Origin of the sequence: Nitratireductor mangrovi, from assembly GCF_007922615.2 — a bacterium.
In the GTDB taxonomy this organism is placed as follows: domain Bacteria; phylum Pseudomonadota; class Alphaproteobacteria; order Rhizobiales; family Rhizobiaceae; genus Mangrovimarina; species Mangrovimarina mangrovi.
Genome location: NZ_CP042301.2, coordinates 2,616,690 through 2,639,778, shown reverse-complemented (window position 1 = coordinate 2,639,778; position 23,089 = coordinate 2,616,690). Strand labels below are relative to the sequence as shown.

Genomic DNA, 23,089 nt, shown 5'->3' with positions numbered 1-23,089 from the left:
TCCTTAACCCGCCAGTATAGTCTCGATCGCGCCCCTATCGAGGCCCTTGAGGCCGATCACGACCAGCCGCGTGCTGCGCGCCTCTCCCGCGCCCCACGGCCGGTCGAAATAGTGGTTGACTCGCGCGCCGACCGCCTGGACCAGCAGCCGCATCGGCTTGCCGGCGACATCGGCGAAACCCTTCAGCCGCAGCACACCTTCGCGCTCGGCCGCCTCGGCGACCCGCCGCGACAGCGCCTCGGGGTCGGCGACCGGCGGCAGGTCGATGACGAAGGTGTCGAAATCGTCGTGCTCATGGTCAAGCATGCCGTCATGATGCGACTTGCGGTTCTCGATGTCGTCTTCGACCGCGAGTCCGAGACCGAGCAGCACAGCCGGATCGATCTTGCCGTGCGCCGACGGCACCACCTTGACCGCCCGCGACAGATGCCGGCCGACGATGGCGCTGGCGCGCCCGGTGCCGTCATCGTCCAGCAGGTCGCTCTTCGACAGCACGATCAGATCGGCGCAGGCGACCTGATCCTCAAAGACCTCCTCGACGGGATCGTCATGGTCGAGCGAGTCGTCGGCGGCGCGCTGGGCGGCAAGCGCGTCCATGTCCGCTGCCACCTGGCCGTTGGCCAGCGCCGGCCCGTCGACCACCGCGATCACGCCGTCGACGGTGACCTTGCCCTTGATCGCCGGCCACTGGAACGCCTGCACCAGCGGTTTCGGCAGCGCGAGGCCCGAGGTCTCGATCAGGATGTGGTCGACCTTCGGTTCGCGCGACAGGATCTTGTCGAGCGCCGGCACGAAATCGTCGGCGACCGTGCAGCAGATGCAGCCATTGGCCAGTTCGAGCACATTCTCTTCCGGGCAGTTCTCGATGCCGCAGCTCTTGAGGATGTCGCCGTCGATGCCGACGTCGCCGAACTCGTTGACGATGATCGCCAGCCGACGCCCGTCGGCGTTTTCGAGCAGGTTGCGGATCAATGTCGTCTTGCCGGCGCCGAGGAAGCCGGTGACGACGGTACAGGGCACGCGATGGGCGGTTGTAGTCATTCGGCGGCCTTTCCGTTGGCGGCGTTGGCGATCGTCATTGCGGGCGGGATGCGCGAGACCAGCCCGCGCTTCAGGCAGTCGGGCCGGCCGCGCCACGGCAGCAGTCCGTCCTCGGAGGTCTGGAGCAGCTTGGCCCCGACGAGCAGGTCGGGCCCGTTCTCGACGGCGAGGTCGCCGAAGACGTAGCTCCAGGCGTCATCACGAAGCAAGGCCGCGCTCAGCCGGCGCTTGCAGTTGCCGAGACATTCGATCTCGACCACGCGCACATCGTCATGATCGTTGGCGGCGCGCGCCGCCGCGGCCAGATGCGCGCCGGGACGCGGACGGGCGTCGGAGCCGGTTTCGTCTCGGCAGGAGCTGCATACGAGGATCGTTACGGCGAGGTCGGACGGCGGAGGATCGCTGTCGTGCGGCGCCGGGCCACCGGTCCTGTCGTCAAAGGTCAAAGCACGCTCCTTGCCCGGGGCACCCGCCGGGCGGTCAGGATTGAAATTCGACGGCAGGTCTCCTGGCTTGCGGGTCGCCGCATTCGACCGCCTTCCCGGAAAACCAGTGGCAATCGGCCGGATGCTCGCCGCTCACAGTTGCGGGGACAGCCGCGGAGTAGAGGCATTGCGCCCCGCACCGCGTTCCCTCTTAGCTCCCCTGCCGGGGAGAACCGTCGCGGGCATTTAGGCCGCGAGCCGGCACGCTGTCAACGCGGCCAAGCGCTTCGCCGCGAAGCGTCGTAGGCTGGCCAGGCCGCGAGGCTTGCACGAATGTACAAGACCCTCGCGACATGCTGCGGCATGTTCGCGAGCGATACGCTCGGAACGTACGGGTAGGATCGTGGAAGAACTTATTGCTTTTCTTTTCGCCGGCTTTGCGCTCACCGGCAGCCCGGGCCCCAACACGCTCAGCCTTGCAGCGGCCGGTGCCGCCTTCGGGGCCCGAAGCAGCCTTAGCTACATGGCCGGCCTTCTGGTCGGCATGATGCTGGTCATGGCGCTGACCGCGAGCGGCGTCGTCGGCCTGCTTCTTGCTGCTCCGGCGGTGGCGCCTGCCGTCACCGTGGCTGCCGCAGCCTACTTCCTCTACCTGGCCTTTCGTATCGCGACCGCGCCGCCGCTTGCCGAAGCTGACGACACCGCGCGGGCGCCTTCGTTCGCGGCCGGCGTGTTCCTGTCGCTTGTCAATCCCAAGGCCTATGCGGCGATGGCCGCGCTTTATTCCGGCTTCGTGCTGATCGGCGGCGTGCCCTTTCTCGACGCTGTTGCCAAATGGCTGGCGCTGGTGGCGGTGATCGCCCTGGTCAACATCTGCTGGCTGTGGGGCGGGTCGCTCATGACGCGCCATCTGCGCGATCCTCGCCTCAACCGCATCGTCAATATAGGCTTCGCGGTGCTGCTGATTGTGTCGGTCGTTCTCGCTGTCAGGCTGTGACCCGTCGCGGCCCAAGCAATGTCGGCATTGCGACAGCGAGCGGGCGAATTGAGGTTTGCGCCCGGTCCGATTTACGTTATGAGTCCGCTGTCGATGGTTCCCCGAGGGGGACGAGAGGGAATGCGGTGCGGGCGAGAGCCCAAATCCGCGGCTGCCCCCGCAACTGTAAGCGGTGAGCTTGCCCGATAGCCACTGAAGCCGACGCTTCGGGAAGGCGGGACAAAGCGTCGAGCCGCAAGCCAGGAGACCTGCCTTCGACGTTGATCGGGACCAGACCCTCGGGTGGAGGGTGAAAGGACAGGACATGACTGCGAACACCACGACCCTCGGCACTGCGGCGACCGCGAAATCGCGTGTCATGCCGCTTCTCATGGCGGCCCTGCTCGGCGTCGTCATCATCGGCGTCTCGGGCTTTGCCCACATGGAAGTCGTGCACAATGCCGGGCATGACTATCGCCACTCGATGGCGTTTCCCTGCCACTAAGGGGTTCCTGACATGTCGATCTTTCGTAACGTCGTGTTCGTCGCGGCGATCTCCGGGCTTTTGGCCGGGCTGGTCATGACCGCCATGCAGGTCTATGCGACCGTGCCGCTGATCCTCGAAGCCGAAACCTTCGAGGGCGCCGGCGGCGGTCATCACCATGGCGAGGCTGCCGCTGCCGGGGAGGCCGCGCCGGCTGAAGGTGAAGAAGCCTGGGGACCCGCCGACGGTATCGAACGCAACTCCTATACCGCGCTGGTCAGCATCGTGACCGGAATCGGCTTCGCGCTGGTGCTGGTGGCTGCCTCCGAGTTCGCCGGCGGCATTGCCAATTGGCGCCACGGTTTGATCTGGGGTTTTGCCGGTTTCGGCGTTTTCACGCTGGCGCCCGGTCTCGGCCTGCCCCCGGAACTGCCGGCCATGCCCGCCGCCGACCTTGTTGCCCGACAGGTCTGGTGGATCGGCACGGTCATCGCCACCGCGGCCGGGCTGGCGCTGATCGCCTTCCGCTCTTCCGCGCTCTTCGCCGTCCTTGGCGTGGCGCTGATCGTTGCGCCACACATCATCGGCGCCCCGCAACCCGAAACGCACGAATCGCCGGTTCCGGCCGACCTTCACCACCGCTTCGTCGTCGCGGTGACGGTCGTCAACCTGATCTTCTGGCTCGTGCTCGGCGCGGCAGCGGGTGCGGTGCGGTCGCGGTTCCTCGGCGAGTCCGGCGCGCAGACGAGCCTTGCCTGACGACAGGCGGCTGGTTTTCATCATCGGCGGCGCGCGCTCGGGCAAGAGCGCGCACGCCGAGAGGCTGATCGAAGCCTCACCGGCGCCGTGGATCTATGTGGCGACCGGCCAGGCCTTTGACGGCGAGATGGAAGACCGTATTGCCGAACACAAGGCGCGGCGGGATCAACGCTGGCGCACGATCGAGGCGCCGCTCGAACTTGCCACCGCTCTGCGCGACGTGCCGGATGGCGAGCCGGTTCTGGTCGATTGCCTGACCCTATGGCTTTCGAACCAGATTCTGGCCGAATGCGATGTCGGAAAAGAAAGTGCCCGGCTCGTCGAGGTTCTGGCCGCGCCGCGCGGGCCATGGTTCGTGGTCTCCAACGAGGTCGGACTCGGTATCGTGCCCGACAACGCGCTGGCCCGGCGCTTTCGCGACGCCGCCGGCCGGCTCAACCAGGAGGTTGCCGCCGTCGCCGACGAGGTGTTGCTGATGGCGGCTGGCCTGCCGATCAAGGTGAAATAGGATGAAGGACGTCAGCGAAAAGGACGCCGAACGCCACCGGGCCAAGATGGCCAAGCGCAAGGCCGTGCAGGATGCGGAAGTCGCCGCTAAGACGATCGAGAAGGGGCTGTTGATCGTCAACACCGGCCCCGGCAAAGGCAAGTCGACCGCCGCCTTCGGCCTCGCGCTGCGCATGCTGGGCTACGGGCGCAAGGTCGGCGTCGTGCAATTCGTCAAGGGCGCATGGCACACCGGCGAGAAGGATGCGCTCGCCGCTTTCGGTGACAAGGTCGAATGGCATGCGATGGGCGAGGGCTTTACCTGGGAGACGCAGGACATCAAGCGCGACATCGCCGCAGCCGAAGCTGCCTGGGGCAAGGCGAGGGCGCTGATGGCCGATCCGGCGATCAGCCTGCTGATCCTCGATGAACTCAACATCGCATTGCGCTACGACTATCTCGACCTTGAGGATGTGGTGGCGGTGCTGAAAAAGCGCCGCGCCGACCTGCATGTCGTCGTCACCGGGCGCAACGCCAAGCCCGCGCTGACAGAGGCGGCCGACCTCGTCACCGAGATGGGCCAGGTGAAGCACCATTTCGCGGCCGGCGTGAAGGCGCAGCAGGGTATCGAGTTCTGAACTCATGGCCGCGCGTGCGATCATGTTCCAGGGAACCGGGTCGGATGTCGGCAAGTCGCTGATCGTCGCCGGGCTGGCGCGGGCACTGGCGAATCGCGGACTGTCCGTGCGGCCATTCAAGCCGCAGAACATGTCGAACAACGCTGCCGTGACCGTCGATGACGGCGAGATCGGCCGCGCCCAGGCGCTGCAGGCGCGCGCCGCGCGTGTCCCGCCGAGCGTCCACATGAACCCGGTGCTCCTGAAGCCGCAAAGCGAGACGGGTGCCCAGATCGTGGTGCAGGGTCGCGTGCGCGGAACCGCGCGGGCAGCGGACTACCAGGCACTCAAGGCGGGATTGCTGGCCGACGTGCTCGACAGTTTTGCCAGGCTGAAGGGCGAGGCCGACATCGTCCTGGTCGAGGGCGCGGGCAGCGCGTCGGAAACCAATCTCAGGGCCAACGACATCGCCAATTTCGGCTTTGCCCGTGCGGCAGGGGTGCCCGTGGCGCTGATCGGCGATATCGATCGCGGCGGCGTCATCGCCAGTCTCGTCGGCACGAAAGCCGTGATCGACCCCGACGATGCAGCCCTTGTGCGCGGCTTTATCGTCAACCGGTTTCGAGGCGATCCGGCTCTGTTCGCCGACGGCATGCGCGAGATCGCGCAGCGTACCGGCTGGACGGCCTTCGGTCTCTTGCCTTTCTTCGCCGATGCCCGCCGCCTGCCGGCCGAGGATGCGCTGGCGCTGACTCACAAGGACCGGCGGGCCAGGGCCGGCGGTCGTGTGAAGATCGCCGTGCCGGTCCTGCCGCACATCTCCAATTTCGACGATCTCGATCCGCTGGAGGCCGAACCCGACGTGGAACTGGTCCGCGTGTGGCCGGGGCAGGCGATCCCGGGCGATGCGGCGCTGGTGCTTCTCGTCGGCTCGAAAGCGACGATCGCCGATCTTCACGCGCTGCGTGAGGCCGGTTTCGACATCGACATTGCCGCCCACCGCCGTCGTGGCGGCCATGTGCTCGGGCTCTGCGGCGGCTATCAGATGCTCGGCCGGCGTCTTTGCGACCCGGACGGCATCGAGGGCGCGCCCGGAGAGACGGAAGGGCTGGGACTGCTCGATGTGGAGACGCGGCTGACGGGGGAAAAGACCCTCGCCGAGGTGCGCGGCGTTACCGCCGATGGCGTTCCCTTTCATGGCTACGAGATGCACATGGGTGCCACGATCGGGCCCGACACGGCGCGGCCGTTCCTGAGCATCGGCGGACGCGAGGACGGAGCGATGTCTGGCGACGGGCGCGCCGCCGGCACCTATGTGCACGGGCTTTTCGCCGACGATCGCCAGCGGGCGGCGTGGCTGGAGCGCCTTGGCGGCGCGGCGGCGGGGCTCGATTACGAGGCCGGCGTCGATGAAACGCTGGACCGGCTGGCAGCGCATATGGAGACGCATCTCGACATTGACGGCATCATCGCCAATGCGCGCTGAGAACCAGAGCAACGGCGCCGAAGAGCGCGATCAGCAGCGCGTCCGCCAGCGTGTAGAGGCGCAGCGCACGGCGGATGTCGGCCGCCGTTGCCGCGCGCCGGCCGCCGACGCCCATTTCGGCGTCGTCCACGAGTTCGCCGCCATAGCGGCGCGGGCCGGCCAGGGACAGGCCAAGCGCGCCCGCCATCGCCGCCTCCGGCCAGCCAGCATTGGGCGAGCGGTGCTTGCGCGCGTCCCGGCGGACGGCTTGCCAGGCGTTTGCGCCCGACATGCCGGGCAGGATCGCGGCCGCAACAACGATCAGCAGTGCCGTCAGGCGCGAGGCCGGCAGGTTGACGATGTCGTCGAGCCGCGCCGCCGCCCAGCCGAACTGGGCGTGGCGGGCCGTGCGGTGGCCGATCATGGAATCGGCGGTGTTGATCACCTTGTAGGCGGCAATACCGGGCAGGCCGGCGACCGCGAGCCAGAATGCCGGCGCCACCACGCCGTCAGAAAAATTTTCTGCCAGGCTTTCGATCGCGGCGCGGCTGACACCCGTCTCGTCGAGACTGTCCGGATCGCGGCCGACGATCATGGCGACCGCTTTCCTGCCGCCGGCAAGGCCGTCGTTTTCCAGCGCCCCGGCGACTGTGGCAACATGGGCGGCAAGGCTTTTCTGCGCGATCAGCGAGGTCGCCAGCAACGCCACTACGATCATGCCGAAGGGCAGGAAGAGCAGGCGCCAATGCAACAGAAGGGTCACGCCGCCGGCGATGGCAACGAGCGTGGCAAGGGCGGCGACACCGGCAAGTCGCCGGCGTCCGGGCGGGGCGGCATCGCGGTTCCAGCGTCGGTCGAGCCAGCCGATCAAAGTTCCGATCCACACCACCGGGTGGCGGACGGCGCGGAAGAGTGCGTCCGGATAACCCAGGAAACGTTCGACCAGAAGCGACAGGAAGGCGATGGCGAAATACATGGCGCTTCGGACGGCTGAATTGGCGGCGGTGCCGGACCACGGCGGCAGCCTCGAAAGGGCGAGGGCGCTTTTTCCCGAGGCGCCGCTGCCCTTCATCGACCTTTCGACCGGCATCAACCCGCACGCCTATCCGCTTTTCGACTTGCCGGCCACCGCTTTTTCGCGGCTGCCCGAGCCGGCGCGGATCGCTGAACTGGCGGCGGTTGCTGCCAATGCCTATGGCGCGGAAGGGGCCGATCGCGTCGTCCCCGCGCCCGGCACGCAGATCCTGCTGCCGCTGGTCTTGGGCCTGGTGCCGCCAGGCCATGCACGGGTGTTGGGTCCGACCTATGCCGAACATTCGCGCTGCGGGGCGCTGGCCGGACATGCGGTGCAGATGGTTGGAGCCGTCGAAGACCTTTTCGAGGCCGACCTCGCAGTGGTGGTCAATCCGAACAATCCGGACGGCCATATCGTTGCGCGAAGGGATTTGCACGCCCTTGCCGAACATCTGAGGGCAAAGGGCGGATTGCTGGTGATCGACGAGGCCTTCATGGATGTCGGCCCGCGCGCCGAAAGCCTGTGCGGCGATGTCGGCCGGGGTGGCGTCGTCGTCCTGCGCTCGTTCGGAAAATTCTTCGGGCTTGCCGGGCTGCGGCTGGGCTTTGCGCTTGCCGCCCCCGACATCGCTCGCCGCTTGGCCGCGGCGCTTGGCCCGTGGGCGGTGTCCGGACCGGCGATCGAGATCGGCATCAGGGCGCTGTCCGACCGGCAATGGCAGGACGCGATGCGGGAGCGCCTTGCCGACGACCGCGCGCGGCTTGACGGCCTCCTGACCTCGGCCGGATTCCCTGCCCCGGGCGGGACCTCTCTCTACGCCTTCCTGCGACATCCCGAGGCTCCCGCGCTTTTTGCGCGGCTCGGTGCGTCGGGTATATTTGTGCGCCGGTTCGATGACCGGGCGAACGAATTGCGGCTTGGCCTGCCCGGCGACGAAAGCGCGTGGGAGAGGCTGTCGCTGGCGCTGGGCCTGCCCGCGGGTCGGCCGGGTTTGGCGGAAACCGAGGAGAAGGCGCGATGATCTGGGTGTCTCCCCTGTCGAAACTCGACAGCACCATCAAGGCGACCGGCTCGACGCGGCTGGTGACCCTGCTCAGGCACGGGACGCCGTTCGACCGGCCGGCCGCCATAGGTGCCGACAATCACCTGCTGCTGCACATGCACGATATCGTCGAGGAAGCGGCCGACATGGTTGCGCCGGCGCGCGAGCATGTCGAGCGGCTGATCGCCTTCGGCCGCGGCTGGAATCGCCAGAAACCGCTGCTCATCCACTGCTTCGCCGGCGTCTCGCGCTCGACCGCCGCCGCCTACATCGTCGCCGCGGCGCTGACGCCGTCGCGCGACGAGGCCGATCTGGCGCGGCTGCTACGCCGATCCTCCCCGACGGCGACGCCCAACATCCGGCTGGTCGCGCTCGCCGACGCGCTGCTGGCGCGCGACGGCCGCATGGTGGCGGCGATCGAGGCGATCGGCCGTGGCGCCGATTGCTTTGAGGGTGCCCCGTTCGCGCTGCCGCTCGACGAGTAAGCAGACGACGCCTCAAGCACGTTCGGCGTAGGCGTCGATCGCCTCCATCAGGCGCCTCGGAATCCTCAGCCCTTCGCGCTGGGCATTTTTGAGCATCTCCGCCTTTCCGCGTCCGGGAATATGCACGCCTTCGGCTTCAAGGCGCCTGGCATGCGCGGCCAGCCGGTTCGGAAATTCGGGGCCGAAGGCGGCGGGTGCGATCGCCACGATGAATAGGCCGGTGCCAGGCGATGCTGACCCTTGCGAGATCGATGGTGCGTCGAGCGACCAGTTGGCCCCGCCCAGCCCGGCGGCGAGGATTTCGACCATCAGTGCGATGTTGGCGCCGCGGGCGCCGCCGAAAGTGAGAAGAGCGCCCTCGACAGCAGCGGCTGCGTCGGTGGTGGGCCTGCCTTCGGCGTCGATCGCCCAGCCTTGCGGGATCGTTTCGCCGCGCTCGGCAGCCTGCCTGACCTTGACGAAGGCCGTCTCACTCGACGACTGGTCGAAAAGCAGCACCCCGCCCTCGCCAAGTGGGGCGGCGAAGGCGAGCGGATTGGTACAGTAGACCGGCCGCCGACCGCCGGGCACGGTGATCAGCGCCGGGCCGTTGGTGGCGGCGATGGCGACCATCCCCTCATTGGCCAGCCGGCGCGCGAAATAGCCAAGCTCGCCGCAGGTGAACGCCTCCTTCTGTGCAAAGGTGGCCACCCCGAAGCTGCGTGCCGCGGTGCACAGGCGCTGATGCGCAAGATCGTAGCCGAGATGTGCGATGCCGCCATTGGCGTCGACGTGGAGGATGGCCGGCAACGGCTGTTCGATTTGCGGCTGGGCAGAACCGTCGATCCGCCCCTCGACCAAGGCCTCGAGATAGAGCGGCAGATGCGCGATGCCGACCGACCTGTTGCCAGCGGCCTCGGCCGCCACCACGGCGCGAGCAAGTGATTCGGCCGCCGCGGCATGCGCACCCGCACCAAGTGCGGCGGCGATGCACCGGGCGTGGCATTCCTCGATCGTCAGATGGATGGCACTCACGCTAGCCCATTCGCCATTTTCATTGCGGACCGTCCCACTCTACGACAAATGGCGGCCGAAAAAATGCCAACCCGATCGATTGACATTGGGCCGGCGGCCCTTAGTAGCTCGACCCGTCGGAGATCGCGGAACGCATGCCTTCCATCACCAATGTTGCACTGACCGGCCTGGCGCGCGAGCTGGCCCAGCGCGCCGAGGCGGGGCGGCCGGTGCGGATCGGCGTCATCGGCTCGGGCGAGATGGGTACCGATCTCGTCACCCAGGGCATGCTGATGCCGGGCATCGCAGTGTGCGCCATCTCGACGCGCCGGCCGCATACCGCGCGCGACGCCATCCGCATCGCCTATGGCGATGATGCCATGGCACGGGAGGCGGAGACGCCTTCGCAAGTCACCGCCGCCATTGAGGCCGGCAGGATTGCCGTCACCTCCAACGAGATGCTGGTGACCAATCCGCTGGTCGACGTGGTCATCGATGCCACCGGCAAGCCGGGTGTCGCTGCCGATTTCGACCTGATGGCGATGGAGAACGGCAAGCATGTCGTCATGATGAATGTCGAGGCCGACGTCACCATCGGCTGTTACCTGAAACAGCAGGCGGACCGGCTCGGCGTCGTCTATTCGGTCGGCGCCGGCGACGAGCCGTCGTCGTGCATGGAACTGATCGAATTCGCTTCCGCGCTCGGCTACCGCATCGTCTCGGCCGGCAAGGGCAAGAACAACCCGCTCAACCACGACGCCGTGCCGGACGACTATGTCGAGGAAGCGACACGGCGCAACATGAACCCGCGCATGCTGGTCGAGTTCGTCGACGGCTCGAAGACGATGGTCGAGATGGCGGCGATCGCCAACGCGACCGGGCTTGTCCCCGACAAGCCCGGCATGCATGGCCCGACCGCCGACCGCGACGAGATGGTGAAGGTGCTGATCCCCAAGGAGGATGGCGGCATCCTGTCGAGGAAAGGCGTTGTCGACTACACCGTGGGCAAGGGCGTGGCGCCGGGCGTGTTCGTCATCGTGGAAGCGACTCACCCACGCATCATCGAGCGTATGGACGACCTGCATGTCGGCGTCGGCCCGTATTACAGCTTCTTCCGTCCCTATCACCTGACCTCGCTCGAAGTGCCGCTGACGGCGGCGCGCATCATGCTCACCGGCAAGCCGGACATGGTCCCGCTGCCGCGTCCCGTGGCGGAGGTGTGCGCGGTCGCCAAGCGCGACCTGAAGGCCGGCGAGACCTTCGATGCCATAGGCGAGACCTGTTACCGCTCGTGGACGATGACGGTCGAGGAGGCGCGCGGGCAGAACGCCGTCCCGGTCGGCCTGCTCGAAGGCGGCAAGGTGCTGAAGCCAGTGCGCAAGGGCGCGCTTCTGACCAGCGACAATGCGGCGCCCGATCCCACTACCCGTCTCTTCGCGTTGCGGCGCAAGCAGGACGAAATGCTCTACGGTTAGCAGGCGGGTATTGCCACTTGGCGCAATGTAGACCATATTATGCCATATGGCATTGATCCTGCCCATTGAAACCGATCCGCCCGGCGTTGCGGAAACCGCGATCACCGACCAGGAAGCCGCGGCCATGTTCCGCGCAGCGATCAACCTGTTCCGGCTGTGGGGGCTGACCGACGATCAGGCGGCCGTGCTGCTCGACCTGCCGCCGCGCACCTTCGCGCGCTGGAAGGCGGGCGCGATCGGCCGCATCGGACGCGACGGCAAGGCGCGGCTTTCCAATCTCATGGGCATCCACAAGGCGCTGCGCATCATCTTCCGCGAGCCGCAGCGTGGTTATGCCTGGGTCGGCAAGCCGAACGAGTCCTTTGGCGGGCAATCGGCGCTGGAGGTCATGCTTGGCGGCGAACTGACCGATCTCATGCGTGTGCGCCGCTATCTCGACGCCGAGCGCGGCGGCTGGTGACCGGCCCGGCCGAGGTGCCGATCGCGCAAATCCGGTGGAATGGCGCGATCAGGATCATTCGCAGCATCCATCCGCCGATCGATCTTTTCGAGGACATAGCCGATCCGGCTGACTGGTCGCTCATCATAGCGGCCGAGCAGAAGACCAATCCGCGCTTGATGGCTTCCATCGGCAACCTCGATCTGGTGCCGCTCTCGCGGCGCGTCTCCGGTCCCGGCGCCAGCTACCTGATGGCGCCGTTCACCCATGTCAGCGCCGACAGGAAAAGCCGGTTCAGCGACGGTTCCTTCGGTGTTCTTTACGTCGGCGACCGCTTCGAGACGGCGCTGTTCGAGACCATCCATCACCATGCCCGTTTCATGGCGCGCACCGCGGAACCGCCGGGATGGACGTCGCAGTTCCGCGAGATCGTGCTCGACGTCGAGGCGGTCCTGCATGATATCCGGGGAAGCGAAGGCCGTTCGCCCCTGCTTGACCCCGACGCCTATGGTGCCGCCCAGGCCTTTGCCGGCCGGTTGCGGCAGGCCGGTTCTGAAGGCGTGGTCTATCCCAGCGTTCGCCTTCCGTCGGGCGAATGCGTCGGCCTTTTTCATCCCGATCTGGCGAAAGCCCCGGTTCAGGGCCGGCACCTCGACTATCACTGGGACGGCGAACGCGTCGACTTCTACCGCGACGCGGGCGCACGCCGGGTCTTCGGGATCGTCGGGGACTGATCCCGCCAGTCGAGCCTCGCCTACTTGCCCAGTTCCACCGAACGCTGTCTCGCCGCCTCGACGGCATCGGCCATCAGGTTCTTCAACCGGTCGTCGCCCATCAACACCGCCAATGCGGCGGCGGTCGTCCCGTTCGGGCTGGTCACCTGTTCGCGTAGCCGGCCCGGCTCCTCGGCGCTTTCGGCGGCAAGGCTCGCTGCGCCGTAGACCGTCTGCATGGCGAGCAGTCCAGCGGTGTCGCGCGGCAGGCCGGCCCGCTCGCCGGCCGCGGTCAGGCACTCGATCATGTGGAAGACATAGGCCGGCCCCGAGCCGGACACGGCCGTCACCGCGTCCATCAGGCTCTCGTCGGCGACGGAGGCGACCCGCCCGTTGGCCGCAAGCAGTTCGCTCGCAAACTCCTCGGCATCGCGGGTTACGTTGGCATTGGTCGCCGTCACCATCATGCCCTTGCCGATCGCAGCCGGCGTGTTGGGCATGCAGCGGATGACCGACGCCTCGCCGCCGAGCAATTCCTCGAACATGGCGATCGGTATTCCGGCGGCGATGCTGAGGAACGTCGCGCCGCTCGCCGCGAAGCGCCGGTAGGCCGGCACCACGTCGCGCATGACCTGCGGCTTGACGGCGAATATGACGAGGCGGGGCGCCACGTCTTCGGCAATCTGGTCTGGCGACGCGACAGCGTCGACGCCGAGTTTTTGTGCGCGCTCACGCAACGGATCGTTCGGTTCGATCACCGTCACTTCGGGAGGCTCGATGCGCCCGGCCTGGATCCAGCCCTCCAGCATGGCGAAGCCCATATTTCCGCAGCCCGCGAGCAAGATCATCGTGGCCATCGTCAAATCCTCCGGTTCCGGACCGGTTTGCATGCGTGGGCGGCAAGATGCAATGGGCCGAAACGAGAGGCCGGCTAGTCCGAGGCCCGGGTGCTGATCGGAAAGCGGGCTGCGAAACGCAACCCGAAAATCGCGATGACGAAAAAGATCCAGACCGGGTCGACGCGCCGGAAGAAGAAACTTTCCAGAAGCGCGTTGAGGGCCGTGAACAACAGGATGCTCATGAACAGGTCGGCCACCAGCACGTTTTCGCGCCGGTGCGGTACGCGAAGGAAGTCGCGAAGCGGCACCAGGATGAAGGCGATCATGGCCGCGGCCAGGGCCGGCAGGCCCATCAGCACGGCCAGATCGAGATACCCATTATGGCCATGGACGATGCCGCGAATGTCCCAGGCGCGGTCGAAGGGCTGGTCGATTGTGAAGATGAAGGGTGTGCCCCAGAAGCTTTCGTAGCCGTAGCCGAACCACGGTTTCTTGCCGATCATCTCGATCAGGAACGACCACAGCGCGGTGCGCCCGGTATAGGTGAGGCCGGGCGCGATCTGCTGCGAATAGCCCCACAGCGTATCCGACAGCACGATGCCGACCGTGCCGACGGTCGCCGCCCCCAGCGCGCCAAGGAAGACCAGGGGGACCAGCCGGCGCAGTCCGAACAGGCTGGGGCCGATGACCAGCAGGACGGCAAGCGGCACCAGGCCGACGGTGGTTTTCGAGCCGGTGTTGGACATGAAGAAGATTGCCAGCACGAAGAGACTGCCCCCCGTCCACGTCCAGCCGCGCCGCAAGAGGTGCAGCCCGGCGAGCGAAATGCAGGCCATCACCGGCCCGGCGATGTTCTTGTGCGAGAAGGTGCCGCGCCAGAACCCCGCGTGCTCGGGTTCGAGCGAGTTGGCGGTGTGCTTGGCAAGATCGGGGTAAAGCACGAGGCCGACGTAGCAGAAGCCGAGCAGCGCAAAGCCTGCGGCGGCCAGCGCAGCCGAGAAGGCATCGGCGTCGCGCGGCAGCACCACGACGGTGATCGCCGCCAGCACGCCGATCAGCGTGAAGACGGCCGTGCGGAAGGCTGACGAAGGATCGGTCGCGTTGAGCACCGACAGCATGAAGAAACCCAGCAGGACCAGCCACCAGGGGCTGAGCAGGCAAGCCAGGCGCCTTCGGTCGACGAGTGTGAACAGGCAGAAGATCGAGACCGCGCCCAGGCCACCGAAACCAAGCTGGTTGACGATGTCGCCGCCGGTCTCGCTCGGCCCCTGTTCGACGAACGGCTTGAAAGAGATCAGCAGAATGGCGAGCAGCACCGCCGCGACGGCGGTCGGCAGGCCGCGGCCGGCGAGGAGCCCCGCCAGCGCATCGCCCATCCGCGCGGCGTCAGTTCTTTTCAGGCTGCCGGTATTGTTCATTGGCGTAGCCGAATTCCGCCATCACACGACCAAGCGCCACGTAGAGCGGATAGATGCCGACCGATGCGGAGCCGGTGCGAATGAAGCGTATCATGCCGCGCAGCGGTGCGGCGGCAAGCAGTGCCAGGCTCTTGGCGGCGACGCGCATCGCACCCAGCGGCGCATCCGCCCGACGGCGCTTTTCGACCAGCGTCGAGATCACGCCGTTGCGCAATGAACGGGCCCTGATCCAGTCGCCTTCGAGCCGGCGTGCGGGGATCGTCTCCAGCACCGGTGCCTCGGCGCACCAGCCGAGCTTGAAGCCCTTGCGCGCCGCGCGGCTCAGGAAATCGGAATCGCCGCCGCCCATGAAGTTGAAGGCAGGCTCCAGGAACGGCCGTTCCATGGCGTCGAGCACCGGGCGCGAGACCAGCAGATTACCCGACGAATAGAGCGCATCGACCAGTCCGGTCGTGCGATAGGGCGGGGCAAAGACCGGATGATCGGCCCAGCGCTGGTCGGAAGCGTTCGGAAACACCGGAACCTGCGGCGCGCCGACGATGTCGGCGGAAAGCCGCTCGGCGGTGGCAACCATCGTTTCGAGCCAGTCCGGCTCGGCGAGTTCGTCATCGTCGATCACCTGCACATATTTCAGGTTGGGGAACTGATCGAGCGCGGTCGACCAGCCGGCATTGTAGGCGCTGCAGTTGCCGCGCTCCTCGGCGATGATCAGGAGTCCCGCCACCGTATCATTTTCGAACAGCGGCGCGGCTGCATCGGCTCCGGCGTGCCGTTCTGCGTCATTTTCCATCACGATCAGGGCAAATGGCCGCCTTGTCCGCTGTGCCGCGACCGAGCGGATGGTCTCGAGCACCTGCTCGGGCCGCCTGAAGGTCGGCAGGGTGACTGCAATCTCGATGGAATCGGCGCTAAGGCCCGGCGATCGTGCCACGAGCGTCACGTTCTCGACGTTGATGGACGGCTGCATTCGGCGACCTGCGGTGACGGTTTCGTTCATAAAGCGCTGTCCGCGTTAAGGTATGGTTAAGCACTCGGTCAGAACGACGCCCCCGGGAGGGCCACATCCGGCCGCAACCGGCATATGCCTTGCCTGCTTAAGCAAGACTTCATCGGAGCTTGCTAGGTAAGAATGCAGGTAGGCGACATGCATCTGGTCTTTGTCACATCCCTGGTACCCGACGGTGCGCCGGCGACCGGGTACGAGATAGCCAACGCCGCGATCATTGATGCGCTGCGCCGGGTCGGCGCGCGGGTCACGGTGCTCGGCTATACATGGCCGGGCAAGGCGCCCAGCGACCCGCAAAACACCGTTTCACTGGGCTCCGTCGACGTGCGTACGGAAGGTGCGTCGGCGGCGCAGAAGGCGAAATGGCTGGCTGGGGCGCTGATGTCGGGCCTGACCGTCTCCTCGGCCAAGATGCGGGCCGTTTCGGAAACGCGCATTCGCGAAGCATTGGCAAGCATCGGCCCGTTCGACGCCTATGTCCTGAACGCCGTGCAATTGGCTGGCGCTTACGAAACGCTTTTTGCCGACCGACCGTCCATCTTCGTGGCCCACAATGTCGAGCATCGCTCCGCGCAGGAAAATGCCGACGCCGCGACCGACGCAATACAGCGCACGCTGTTCCGCCGCGAGGCCAGGCTGCTCGAATCGATGGAGCGCAGGCTCTGCCGGCGCGCGCGGTTCGTTTTCACGCTCGCCGAGGAGGATCGCGACGCGCTCGGCGTGCGCGGAGAATACTCGGCATCGCTGCCGCTGGTGACGCGGCCGTCTGCGCCAGTCTTTGAACCAAACCGGGCCATCGAATGCGACGCCGGCCTGATCGGCACTTGGAGCTGGCAGCCCAACCGCATCGGGCTTGAGTGGTTCCTGCACGAGGTGGCGCCGCGGTTGAGGCCGGATTTCCGTATCAGGATCGCCGGCCACATCCCTGCCGGGCTCGGTCCGGTGCCAGACAATGTCGAGCTGGTCGGGCGCGTGCCGGACGCCACCGCCTTCGTCCGTCAGGCTGCGGTCATACCGTTGGTGGCGCGGGCCGGGACCGGGGTGCAGTTGAAGACCATCGAGACCTTCGAGCTCGGCCTGCCGTCGGTGGCGACCAGCCGTTCGCTGCGCGGCATCTCCCATCTGCCCGCCAATTGCACGGTCGCCGACGACCCGGCGGCGTTCGCCGCCGCACTTGAAAGCGCTGCGGCCGAATTGCGTAGCGATCTCGACGGTGCCGAATTCTTCGCCCGTCAGCGCCGGGATCTCGACGCGGCTGTCGCGAAAGGGCTCGCCGTTCTTGGCGGCACCAGCGTTCGGGGGGTGGCGGCATGAACGTGCATCCATCCTCCACCGCCGCAGTCGCCCTTGGCGCCAGGGCTCAGGAGCCCGGTCGCCGAATCCTCGGTGTCGATGTGGTACCGCTCGACCAGGAACAGGCGATCCGGCTGCTCGGCCGGCGCGTCGCCGACAGGCAGTTCACGAAGGTCGGCTTTCTCAACGCACACATCGCCAACATAGCCAGCAAAACCCCCGAATTTTCGCGGATTCTCGAGGATTTCCTGGTGTTTTCCGATGGGATTGGCGTCGATCTGGCGTCGCGTATCCTTTATGGGGCGCCGTTCCCGGCCAACCTCAACGGCACCGACTTCGTGCCCGCCTTTCTGAAATCACAGAAGGGACCGCTGACGGTCGGCCTGCTCGGCGCGACACGCAAGAACGCCGAGGAGGCAGTCAACCGCCTGCAGCGCCTCGTGCCGCAGCACCGCGTCGTGCTGATCCATGACGGCTATTTCGACCCGACACGGGAGGAAGAGATTCTTTCCAGGCTGAAGCGGGAACGGCCGGACGTGCTTCTGGTGGCGATGGGTGTTCCGCGGCAGGAATGCTGGATCGCCAGCCGGCTGACCGGCGAGCACTGCACCATGGCATTTGCCGTGGGCGCGTTGCTCGACTTCCTGAGCGGCGCTATCCCGCGCGCGCCGGGCTGGGTCCGGCGCTTACGCCTGGAGTGGCTCTTCAGGCTGATACTCGAGCCGGGGCGGCTGTGGCGGCGCTACATCGTCGGCAACCCTATGTTCTTGTTCAGGGTTCTGCGCCAGCGGCTGCGGATGACGGTGCCGCGCTCATGAACATGGCCGTTCGCGAAACACGACGCGGCGGTGCCGCGCGCCGCGCTGCCGGCAGTTGCGCCATCGTCACGGCAAGCTATGCGCCGGATTTCGAGCGCTGCCGGCTGCTCTGCGAAACGATCGACCGCCATGTCTCCGGCCATGCGCGGCATTATATCCTGGTCGCCCATGCCGACGTGGCGCTGTTCAAGAGCCTGGAGGCACGCAACCGCGTGGTCATCAGTGAGCGTGATCTGCTGCCACGCTGGCTGCGTCCGGTCCCGGACCCGACGAGCCTGTTCCGCAGGAAGTTCTGGCTGTCGACCCGCACCAAGCCGTTGCGCGGCTGGCATGTCCAGCAACTGCGCCGCATCGCGGTGGCTGCGCATGTCGAAGAGGATGCGCTGATCTATATCGATTCCGATGTCGTCGTCTTGAAGGACCTGGACTGCGCCGCCTTCTGGCGCGGCGGCGACGTGCGGCTGTTCCGCCGCGACGGCGCGCTCGAAGGCGCGGTCGACGGCGATCACAAGGTCTGGTCGCGCAATGCCGGCCGCGTCCTCGGCATCACCAAGCCGCGCGTTTCCGCGCATGACTACATTGCCACCTTCATCGCCTGGCGGCGCGAGAGCGTGCTAGGCATGTGCGAGCAGATCGAGGCGATCAGCGGCACGCATTGGGTCGAGGCGATCGGCGCCGACCGGAAGTTTTCCGAATGCATGATCTATGGCCGCTACGCCGACGAAGTTCTGGGCGGCCGGGGTCATTTTCTCTCCGACGAGGAACTGTGCCGCGTCTACTGGCGCGGGCCTCGCCTCGATGAAGGCACCTTCCGCGCTTTCGTCGACGGCATGGGGCCCGGCCAGGTGGCAATCGGCATGCAGTCTTTCATTGGCACGGACATGAAGCACGTCCGTTCACTGGTCAACGCCGCCGGCTGAGGCCGGAAGGCATAGGACCAAGCGGTCGGCGCATGCCGTTCAGGCCCGTCTGGCCGGTAACCGCAGCGCCGAATAGGTCAACACCGCCGAGATCAGATAGAGCGCCAGGAAGGCGCCGTTCAGCATGTTGACCAGCCGTTCGGCCTCGATCTCACCCATCAGCAGATAGGCCAGGATCACCGCCTTGCCGGCCGCCAGCAAGGCCAGGTTGATCGCCCGCACCAGCATCTGGCCGCGCGCGAACAGGAGTTCCGCCTGGTATTCGATCAGGTTGCGCAGGCCCGGCACCGCAAGCGCCAGCGCGATGATCGGCGCTGCGACGGCGACGTTGCTGCCGAGCAGGTTGGGAAAGAAGCGCAGCAGACCGGCCAGCGTCAGCAAGCCGATCGTCGAGACGATGAAGATCGCCGCCTCGATGCCGACGCGCAACGAGAGACGCGCCAGGCTTTCGGGCGTACGCATGAGCTTTTGGACCAGCAGCATGGTGAAGGTGCGGATCGGGATGGCGGTCAGGTCGACGAGCCGCATCACGATGGCATAGATGCCGGCAAGGTGTGGTCCGCCCATGGCCAGAACTAGGAGCTTGTCCATTTCCATCTGCAGGTAGAACAGGAGCTCGGCGCCGGCGACGTAAAGGGAGTCGGCGAAGCGGCGCCAGTAGAGCGCCGGTCTGAGCCGCAGCCGCAGCCGCGGGCAGAAAAAGACGAGGGCGACAAGAAGCGAGGCGGCATTTGCTGCCAGGTACCAGTCGACCCAGGTGCCGAGCGCCGGGGTGGCGGTCGCAAAAGCGAAGATGGCGGCGGCCAGCGCCCGCGCGGCGGTTCCGAAGATGACCAGCGTGGCGGCGCGCGCAAACCGGTTGAGACCATTGTTGACGATGACGATCGTCTCCACCACACGCCAGACGAGCGCCTCGGCGATGATGACGATGGCGAAGGTCGCGAGCGGCATGTCGGCGGCGAAGAAGATCGCGTGCGTCGCCCAACTGGCGAGCGCGAGCGCAGGCAGCGACAGCAATGACATGAACAGGAACCCGGCGGCGAACACCCCGAGCAGCAACGGTTTCACCGTCGCGATCCGGTAAAGCGCGGAGACGAAGCCGAAACCCAGGATGCGCGACAGCATCACGCCCGCCGCCGAGGCGGTCGCGAACAGGCCGAAGTCCGCCAGCGGCAAGGCGTTGGCGAGCACGACGAAATAGAGCAGCGAAAAGACCAGCCGGCCGACGGAGCCGCTGACGGCGGTGAGATAGTCGCGCACGACCGCGGTGCGCGCGACAAGAAAGTCGGAAATGCGATCCATCGCTCCGAAGCCGGGTTCGGTCGCTCCGTTGCCGGGTTGGGTCGTCATGCACCGCTTTCTGCTAGCCTGCCTCCTGCGATCCTAGGCTACAAAAATTAATGTGGTGTTCTGGCCGGCAGTTGCCTGCGCCTGCGTGGGTGTGTGTGGCGCCAAAACTTAAAAATCTTAACCATTTGTTTTCCACGCCTGTTTAGCGTGCCTTAACGAATGGCGCCCGCCGGGTGTCCGGAGGCTTTCTAAACCTGTCGCTCATGCCGAAATCCGACGCCCGCGACCGAATCACGAAGAAGGGATCGCTGCTGTCCCTCGCGGGCGCGCGCCCGTCCGACGCCGAAGCGCAGGCCGAAACGGATCACCGGACGGTCGGCGCTGCCGGCCGTTCCGCGGCCGAGCGCCATGCGGTCGCGCGTTCGCGCCGGGAAGCCTCGCGAAGCCCTTTGCTCAAGGCGCTGTCGCAGCCGACCCGGGAAAAGGTGCTCCCGGATGAAGCATCGCGGCGGTCCAGCGGAAATGTGGGCTATGGGTCGCCGGTTGAAAAGCGAATCTCGCGATTGCAGGAACTGCTCGAATCGCCTGCCGACGCCGAAACCAGACGGGATGCCGAAGCGGCTGATGCCGAGCCGCGGGGGCTGCCGCGGCGGCAGGCTCGGCCGGAAGGGCCGGGCGCCGCGATGGCCCAGGCGCCGGATCTGCCGGCACCCGGCGATCGGGCGGCGGGCGGGGGCGATCCCTACTGGAAGCCGCTGATCGACCCTTTCGCGGTCATCGGCGGCATCGTGAAGTCGCGCTATCTGATCGTCGGCACCACGATCTGCGGGGCGGTGGTGGGTGCACTGATCGCGCTCGCCACTCCGAAGGAATACCAGGCGGTCTCCGAACTCCTGGTCGACCCGCGCGAGATCAAATACACCGACCGCGAACTCACCGCAGGCGGTTTGCCGTCCGATGCGACTCTAGCGCTGGTCGAAAACCAGGTCCGCGTCATCCTGTCGGGCACGGTCATCAACAAGGTGATCGACCGCCTCGGGCTCGAAAGCGATCCCGAATACAATGGCGAAGGGACCTCCGGAGGCATTGCAAACCCGTTTTCGGGCTTGATGTCGCTTTTGCGCAGCGGCGGCGGCGGCGAGGAGGGCAATCGCCGCGCCATCACGGTCGAGAACGTGTTCGAGGCGCTGGACGCCGAGCGCGGCGGCAAGACATTCGTCGTCTCCATCGCGGCGAAATCGGAAAGCCCTGAGAAGGCTGCGCTGATCGCCAATACTGTTTCGGACGTGTTCCTGGAGACCTATGGCGAGTTGCAGGCGCGCACCGCGGGAAGGGCATCGACCGAGCTGACGGCCCGGCTGGAGGAGTTGCGGGCCGGCGTCGAGGACGCGGAACGCAAGGTCGAGGCCTTCAAGGCACAAAACGACATCGTCGATGCGCAAGGGCGCCTGATCACCGATGACGAGATCGTGAAGCTCAACGACCAGCTGTCGGTGGCGCGGGCCCGCACGCTGGAGCTCAACGCCAAGGCGGCGTCGGCGCGGTCGGTATCGGTCGACACGATCCTGACCGGCAACCTGCCGGAGCAGATCAATTCGCCCGTGCTCACCGAGATGCGCGCGCAATACTCCACCCTGCAGCAGGAGGCCGAGCGGCTGGCCGCGCGCCTTGGTCCGCGGCATCCCGAGCGCGCGGCTGTCGAAGCGCAGCTTGAAAGCGCCCGCGGCCAGATCAGCAGGGAATTGCGCCTGGTCGCGTCATCGATCCAGGTCGACCTGAAGCGGGCCGTGCAACTGGAGCAGGAGCTGGCCTCGCGGCTGGCCCAGCTCAAGGCGCGGCAGGCCAATCTCAGCGAAGAACTGGTGACGCTGCGCGAGTTCGAGCGCGAAGCGGCGGCCAAGCGCGCTGTCTACGAGAACTTCCTGCTGCGGGCCCGTGAGGCCAACGAGCAGAAGGCCTTCAACGCGGCCAATATCAGCGTGATCTCGACCGCGACCCCGCCGCTCGAGCCTTCCGGCATGTCTCGCAAGACGATGACGGTGATTGCGACCATGCTCGGCTTCATGGCCGGCGTCTCTATGGGAGCGGTGCGTGGCGCCTATGACAGCTTCCGCGCCAGCGCGGGTGCGCCGCGCGTGCCACCGCCATCGTCGCCAGCTGCGGTCAGGCCGGCCTCGCGGCGCGAGGCTGAGGCGGCCATGGATGATGGCGTGCCGCCGATGGCGAAACCCGCGGCGGTACCGGCAGCGGTCGGCAAGTCTGAACCGTTGGCCGGTAAGCGGCAAGAACCCGCCTCCACCGACGAACCGGCCCGAGCGCGCGCAGAAGAGGCGCGCGCCATGGCCGCGGAGGGCCGGCTCGACGCCAGCGCCGACAAGACAGAGCCCGACGACGAAACCCACCCGGCCGCGCCTGCGGCCAAAACCGCCGAGGAGGCAGAAATGCATCGCATGCCGAGCCCGCCGACATGGCCGGAGATGATGTCCCCGCAGCATCAGGCTCCCGCCGCGGCGGATGCGCCGCGCTGGGGCGCGCCCTATCCGTCCGCTCACTATCCCAATCCGGGTGCGGCGGCGTGGCCGCATTACCCGCAGCAGATGCCGCCCGCGCAGCAGGCCGCCATGGCGGCCCCGTATCATCCGGCCTACGTGCAACCGCAGCCCGCGCCGTATCAGCCTGCCGCGAATCAGGCATGGCATGAGCAGCAGGGCGGCCCGTTCGCTCCCGCTCACCACCAGCAAGGCCCATGGCAGCAACCACCGGCACAAGGACCCGGGCCCCACTGGGCAACGCCCCCTTACGATCCGCGCCTTCATGGCTGGCACACCGGCACGCAGCCGGGCGTCCACCCCGGCGCCTATGCTTCGCCGCCGCAGCCAGTGGCGCATCCCGCGCCGCCCGCACCGTTCGCCGCCAACGATCAGGTGACGCGTGAGGCCCGGGCCGAAGCAAGGGCAACGGAGGACGCCGAACGGAGCGCGATCGAGGAGATCCGCGACAGCCTGCGTGAGTTCAAGGACGCCTTGCGGGAACTTTCGGAAAGCCGCGGGCGGCGCCGCTTCATCTGATCAGCGCCGACTTTCGGTTTTG

Annotated in this window: 23 protein-coding genes and 2 riboswitches; of the genes, 15 read left to right on the top strand and 8 right to left on the bottom strand. The window is 66.8% G+C overall.

Features of this window, described 5'->3' with window-relative positions:
- Nucleotides 1-3: 3 nt before the first annotated feature.
- Both cobW and FQ775_RS12920 read right to left on the bottom strand, forming a co-directional pair.
- Entirely contained in the window at nucleotides 4-1,041 is a 1,038-nt protein-coding gene (cobW, locus tag FQ775_RS12925; RefSeq protein ID WP_146300262.1) for a cobalamin biosynthesis protein CobW, read from the bottom strand.
- Nucleotides 1,038-1,487 carry a DUF1636 family protein gene (locus FQ775_RS12920; protein ID WP_146300263.1) on the bottom strand — a complete coding sequence of 150 codons (450 nt, stop codon included), beginning with the start codon at nucleotides 1,485-1,487 and terminating at the stop codon, nucleotides 1,038-1,040. The genes cobW and FQ775_RS12920 overlap by 4 nt, the downstream gene beginning before the upstream one ends.
- Before the next feature lie 35 nt (nucleotides 1,488-1,522).
- Nucleotides 1,523-1,719: riboswitch (cobalamin riboswitch) on the bottom strand.
- 150 nt (nucleotides 1,720-1,869) lie between these two features.
- On the opposite strand from FQ775_RS12920, the gene FQ775_RS12915 reads away from it, so the two are divergent.
- The 6 genes from FQ775_RS12915 to FQ775_RS12890 all read left to right on the top strand — a co-directional run bounded on the left by FQ775_RS12915 (nucleotide 1,870) and on the right by FQ775_RS12890 (nucleotide 6,274).
- Nucleotides 1,870-2,463, top strand: coding sequence for a LysE family translocator (locus FQ775_RS12915; protein WP_246730112.1), 594 nt, complete (start codon nucleotides 1,870-1,872; stop codon nucleotides 2,461-2,463).
- Nucleotides 2,464-2,540: 77 nt separating this feature from the next.
- Nucleotides 2,541-2,733: riboswitch (cobalamin riboswitch) on the top strand.
- Between the two features lie 34 nt (nucleotides 2,734-2,767).
- Complete coding sequence (locus FQ775_RS12910) at nucleotides 2,768-2,947, top strand: CbtB domain-containing protein (protein WP_146300264.1); 180 nt, start codon at nucleotides 2,768-2,770, stop codon at nucleotides 2,945-2,947.
- A 12-nt stretch (nucleotides 2,948-2,959) separates the two neighbouring features.
- Nucleotides 2,960-3,685: a CbtA family protein gene (locus FQ775_RS12905; protein ID WP_146300265.1), complete on the top strand. Its 726-nt coding sequence runs from the start codon at nucleotides 2,960-2,962 to the stop codon at nucleotides 3,683-3,685.
- Nucleotides 3,678-4,193, top strand: a complete 516-nt coding sequence (cobU, locus tag FQ775_RS12900) for a bifunctional adenosylcobinamide kinase/adenosylcobinamide-phosphate guanylyltransferase (protein ID WP_146300266.1) — start codon at nucleotides 3,678-3,680, stop codon at nucleotides 4,191-4,193. Before FQ775_RS12905 ends, cobU begins: the two co-directional genes overlap by 8 nt.
- 1 nt (nucleotide 4,194) lies before the next feature.
- Nucleotides 4,195-4,809 carry a cob(I)yrinic acid a,c-diamide adenosyltransferase gene (gene cobO, locus FQ775_RS12895; RefSeq protein WP_146300267.1) on the top strand — a complete coding sequence of 205 codons (615 nt, stop codon included), beginning with the start codon at nucleotides 4,195-4,197 and terminating at the stop codon, nucleotides 4,807-4,809.
- Nucleotides 4,810-4,813: 4 nt separating this feature from the next.
- Nucleotides 4,814-6,274 (top strand): cobyric acid synthase, encoded by a 1,461-nt coding sequence (locus FQ775_RS12890; protein WP_146300268.1) that lies wholly within the window; start codon nucleotides 4,814-4,816, stop codon nucleotides 6,272-6,274.
- Here the strand turns inward: FQ775_RS12890 and cbiB are convergent.
- A complete protein-coding gene (cbiB, locus tag FQ775_RS12885) occupies nucleotides 6,255-7,229 on the bottom strand; it encodes an adenosylcobinamide-phosphate synthase CbiB (protein WP_146300269.1) in 975 nt (324 codons plus the stop codon). The two genes, FQ775_RS12890 and cbiB, sit on opposite strands and share 20 nt — an antisense overlap.
- Here cbiB and cobD point away from each other — a divergent pair.
- Entirely contained in the window at nucleotides 7,228-8,289 is a 1,062-nt protein-coding gene (cobD, locus tag FQ775_RS12880) for a threonine-phosphate decarboxylase CobD (protein ID WP_146300270.1), read from the top strand. The two genes, cbiB and cobD, sit on opposite strands and share 2 nt — an antisense overlap.
- Nucleotides 8,286-8,795, top strand: coding sequence for a tyrosine phosphatase family protein (locus FQ775_RS12875; RefSeq protein ID WP_146300271.1), 510 nt, complete (start codon nucleotides 8,286-8,288; stop codon nucleotides 8,793-8,795). Before cobD ends, FQ775_RS12875 begins: the two co-directional genes overlap by 4 nt.
- Before the next feature lie 12 nt (nucleotides 8,796-8,807).
- Here the strand turns inward: FQ775_RS12875 and FQ775_RS12870 are convergent, their stop codons facing one another.
- Entirely contained in the window at nucleotides 8,808-9,809 is a 1,002-nt protein-coding gene (locus FQ775_RS12870; RefSeq protein WP_349291477.1) for an Ldh family oxidoreductase, read from the bottom strand.
- Between the two features lie 143 nt (nucleotides 9,810-9,952).
- On the opposite strand from FQ775_RS12870, the gene FQ775_RS12865 reads away from it, so the two are divergent.
- Genes FQ775_RS12865 through FQ775_RS12855 form a run of 3 tightly spaced genes read left to right on the top strand, consistent with a single transcriptional unit; the run spans nucleotide 9,953 to nucleotide 12,436 of the window.
- The gene (locus FQ775_RS12865) at nucleotides 9,953-11,263 is read left to right on the top strand and encodes an NAD(P)H-dependent oxidoreductase (protein ID WP_146301993.1); all 1,311 of its coding nucleotides are present in this window, start codon (nucleotides 9,953-9,955) and stop codon (nucleotides 11,261-11,263) included.
- Nucleotides 11,264-11,315: 52 nt separating this feature from the next.
- Nucleotides 11,316-11,723: an MbcA/ParS/Xre antitoxin family protein gene (locus tag FQ775_RS12860; protein WP_432420023.1), complete on the top strand. Its 408-nt coding sequence runs from the start codon at nucleotides 11,316-11,318 to the stop codon at nucleotides 11,721-11,723.
- Complete coding sequence (locus tag FQ775_RS12855) at nucleotides 11,720-12,436, top strand: RES family NAD+ phosphorylase (protein WP_146300273.1); 717 nt, start codon at nucleotides 11,720-11,722, stop codon at nucleotides 12,434-12,436. The genes FQ775_RS12860 and FQ775_RS12855 overlap by 4 nt, the downstream gene beginning before the upstream one ends.
- A 20-nt stretch (nucleotides 12,437-12,456) precedes the next feature.
- Here the strand turns inward: FQ775_RS12855 and proC are convergent, their stop codons facing one another.
- The 3 genes from proC to FQ775_RS12840 form a co-directional block, all read right to left on the bottom strand.
- Entirely contained in the window at nucleotides 12,457-13,272 is an 816-nt protein-coding gene (proC, locus tag FQ775_RS12850) for a pyrroline-5-carboxylate reductase (protein ID WP_146300274.1), read from the bottom strand.
- A gap of 74 nt (nucleotides 13,273-13,346) precedes the next feature.
- Entirely contained in the window at nucleotides 13,347-14,672 is a 1,326-nt protein-coding gene (locus FQ775_RS12845; RefSeq protein WP_146300275.1) for an O-antigen ligase family protein, read from the bottom strand.
- The gene (locus tag FQ775_RS12840) at nucleotides 14,641-15,639 is read right to left on the bottom strand and encodes a glycosyltransferase family 2 protein (protein ID WP_146301994.1); all 999 of its coding nucleotides are present in this window, start codon (nucleotides 15,637-15,639) and stop codon (nucleotides 14,641-14,643) included. The genes FQ775_RS12845 and FQ775_RS12840 overlap by 32 nt, the downstream gene beginning before the upstream one ends.
- Before the next feature lie 177 nt (nucleotides 15,640-15,816).
- Between FQ775_RS12840 and FQ775_RS12835 the strand changes: the two genes are divergently transcribed.
- From FQ775_RS12835 to FQ775_RS12825, 3 genes are read left to right on the top strand one after another with little or no spacing between them, the layout of a single operon-like run.
- Nucleotides 15,817-16,992 (top strand): glycosyltransferase, encoded by a 1,176-nt coding sequence (locus FQ775_RS12835; protein ID WP_146301995.1) that lies wholly within the window; start codon nucleotides 15,817-15,819, stop codon nucleotides 16,990-16,992.
- Nucleotides 16,989-17,789 (top strand): WecB/TagA/CpsF family glycosyltransferase, encoded by an 801-nt coding sequence (locus FQ775_RS12830; protein WP_146300276.1) that lies wholly within the window; start codon nucleotides 16,989-16,991, stop codon nucleotides 17,787-17,789. The genes FQ775_RS12835 and FQ775_RS12830 overlap by 4 nt, the downstream gene beginning before the upstream one ends.
- 2 nt (nucleotides 17,790-17,791) lie before the next feature.
- Nucleotides 17,792-18,709, top strand: coding sequence for a DUF6492 family protein (locus FQ775_RS12825; RefSeq protein WP_146301996.1), 918 nt, complete (start codon nucleotides 17,792-17,794; stop codon nucleotides 18,707-18,709).
- A gap of 39 nt (nucleotides 18,710-18,748) precedes the next feature.
- Here the strand turns inward: FQ775_RS12825 and FQ775_RS12820 are convergent, their stop codons facing one another.
- Nucleotides 18,749-20,059, bottom strand: a complete 1,311-nt coding sequence (locus tag FQ775_RS12820; RefSeq protein ID WP_432420022.1) for a polysaccharide biosynthesis protein — start codon at nucleotides 20,057-20,059, stop codon at nucleotides 18,749-18,751.
- A 503-nt stretch (nucleotides 20,060-20,562) separates the two neighbouring features.
- On the opposite strand from FQ775_RS12820, the gene FQ775_RS12815 reads away from it, so the two are divergent.
- The gene (locus FQ775_RS12815) at nucleotides 20,563-23,067 is read left to right on the top strand and encodes a GumC family protein (RefSeq protein WP_246730110.1); all 2,505 of its coding nucleotides are present in this window, start codon (nucleotides 20,563-20,565) and stop codon (nucleotides 23,065-23,067) included.
- Nucleotides 23,068-23,089 lie beyond the last annotated feature (22 nt).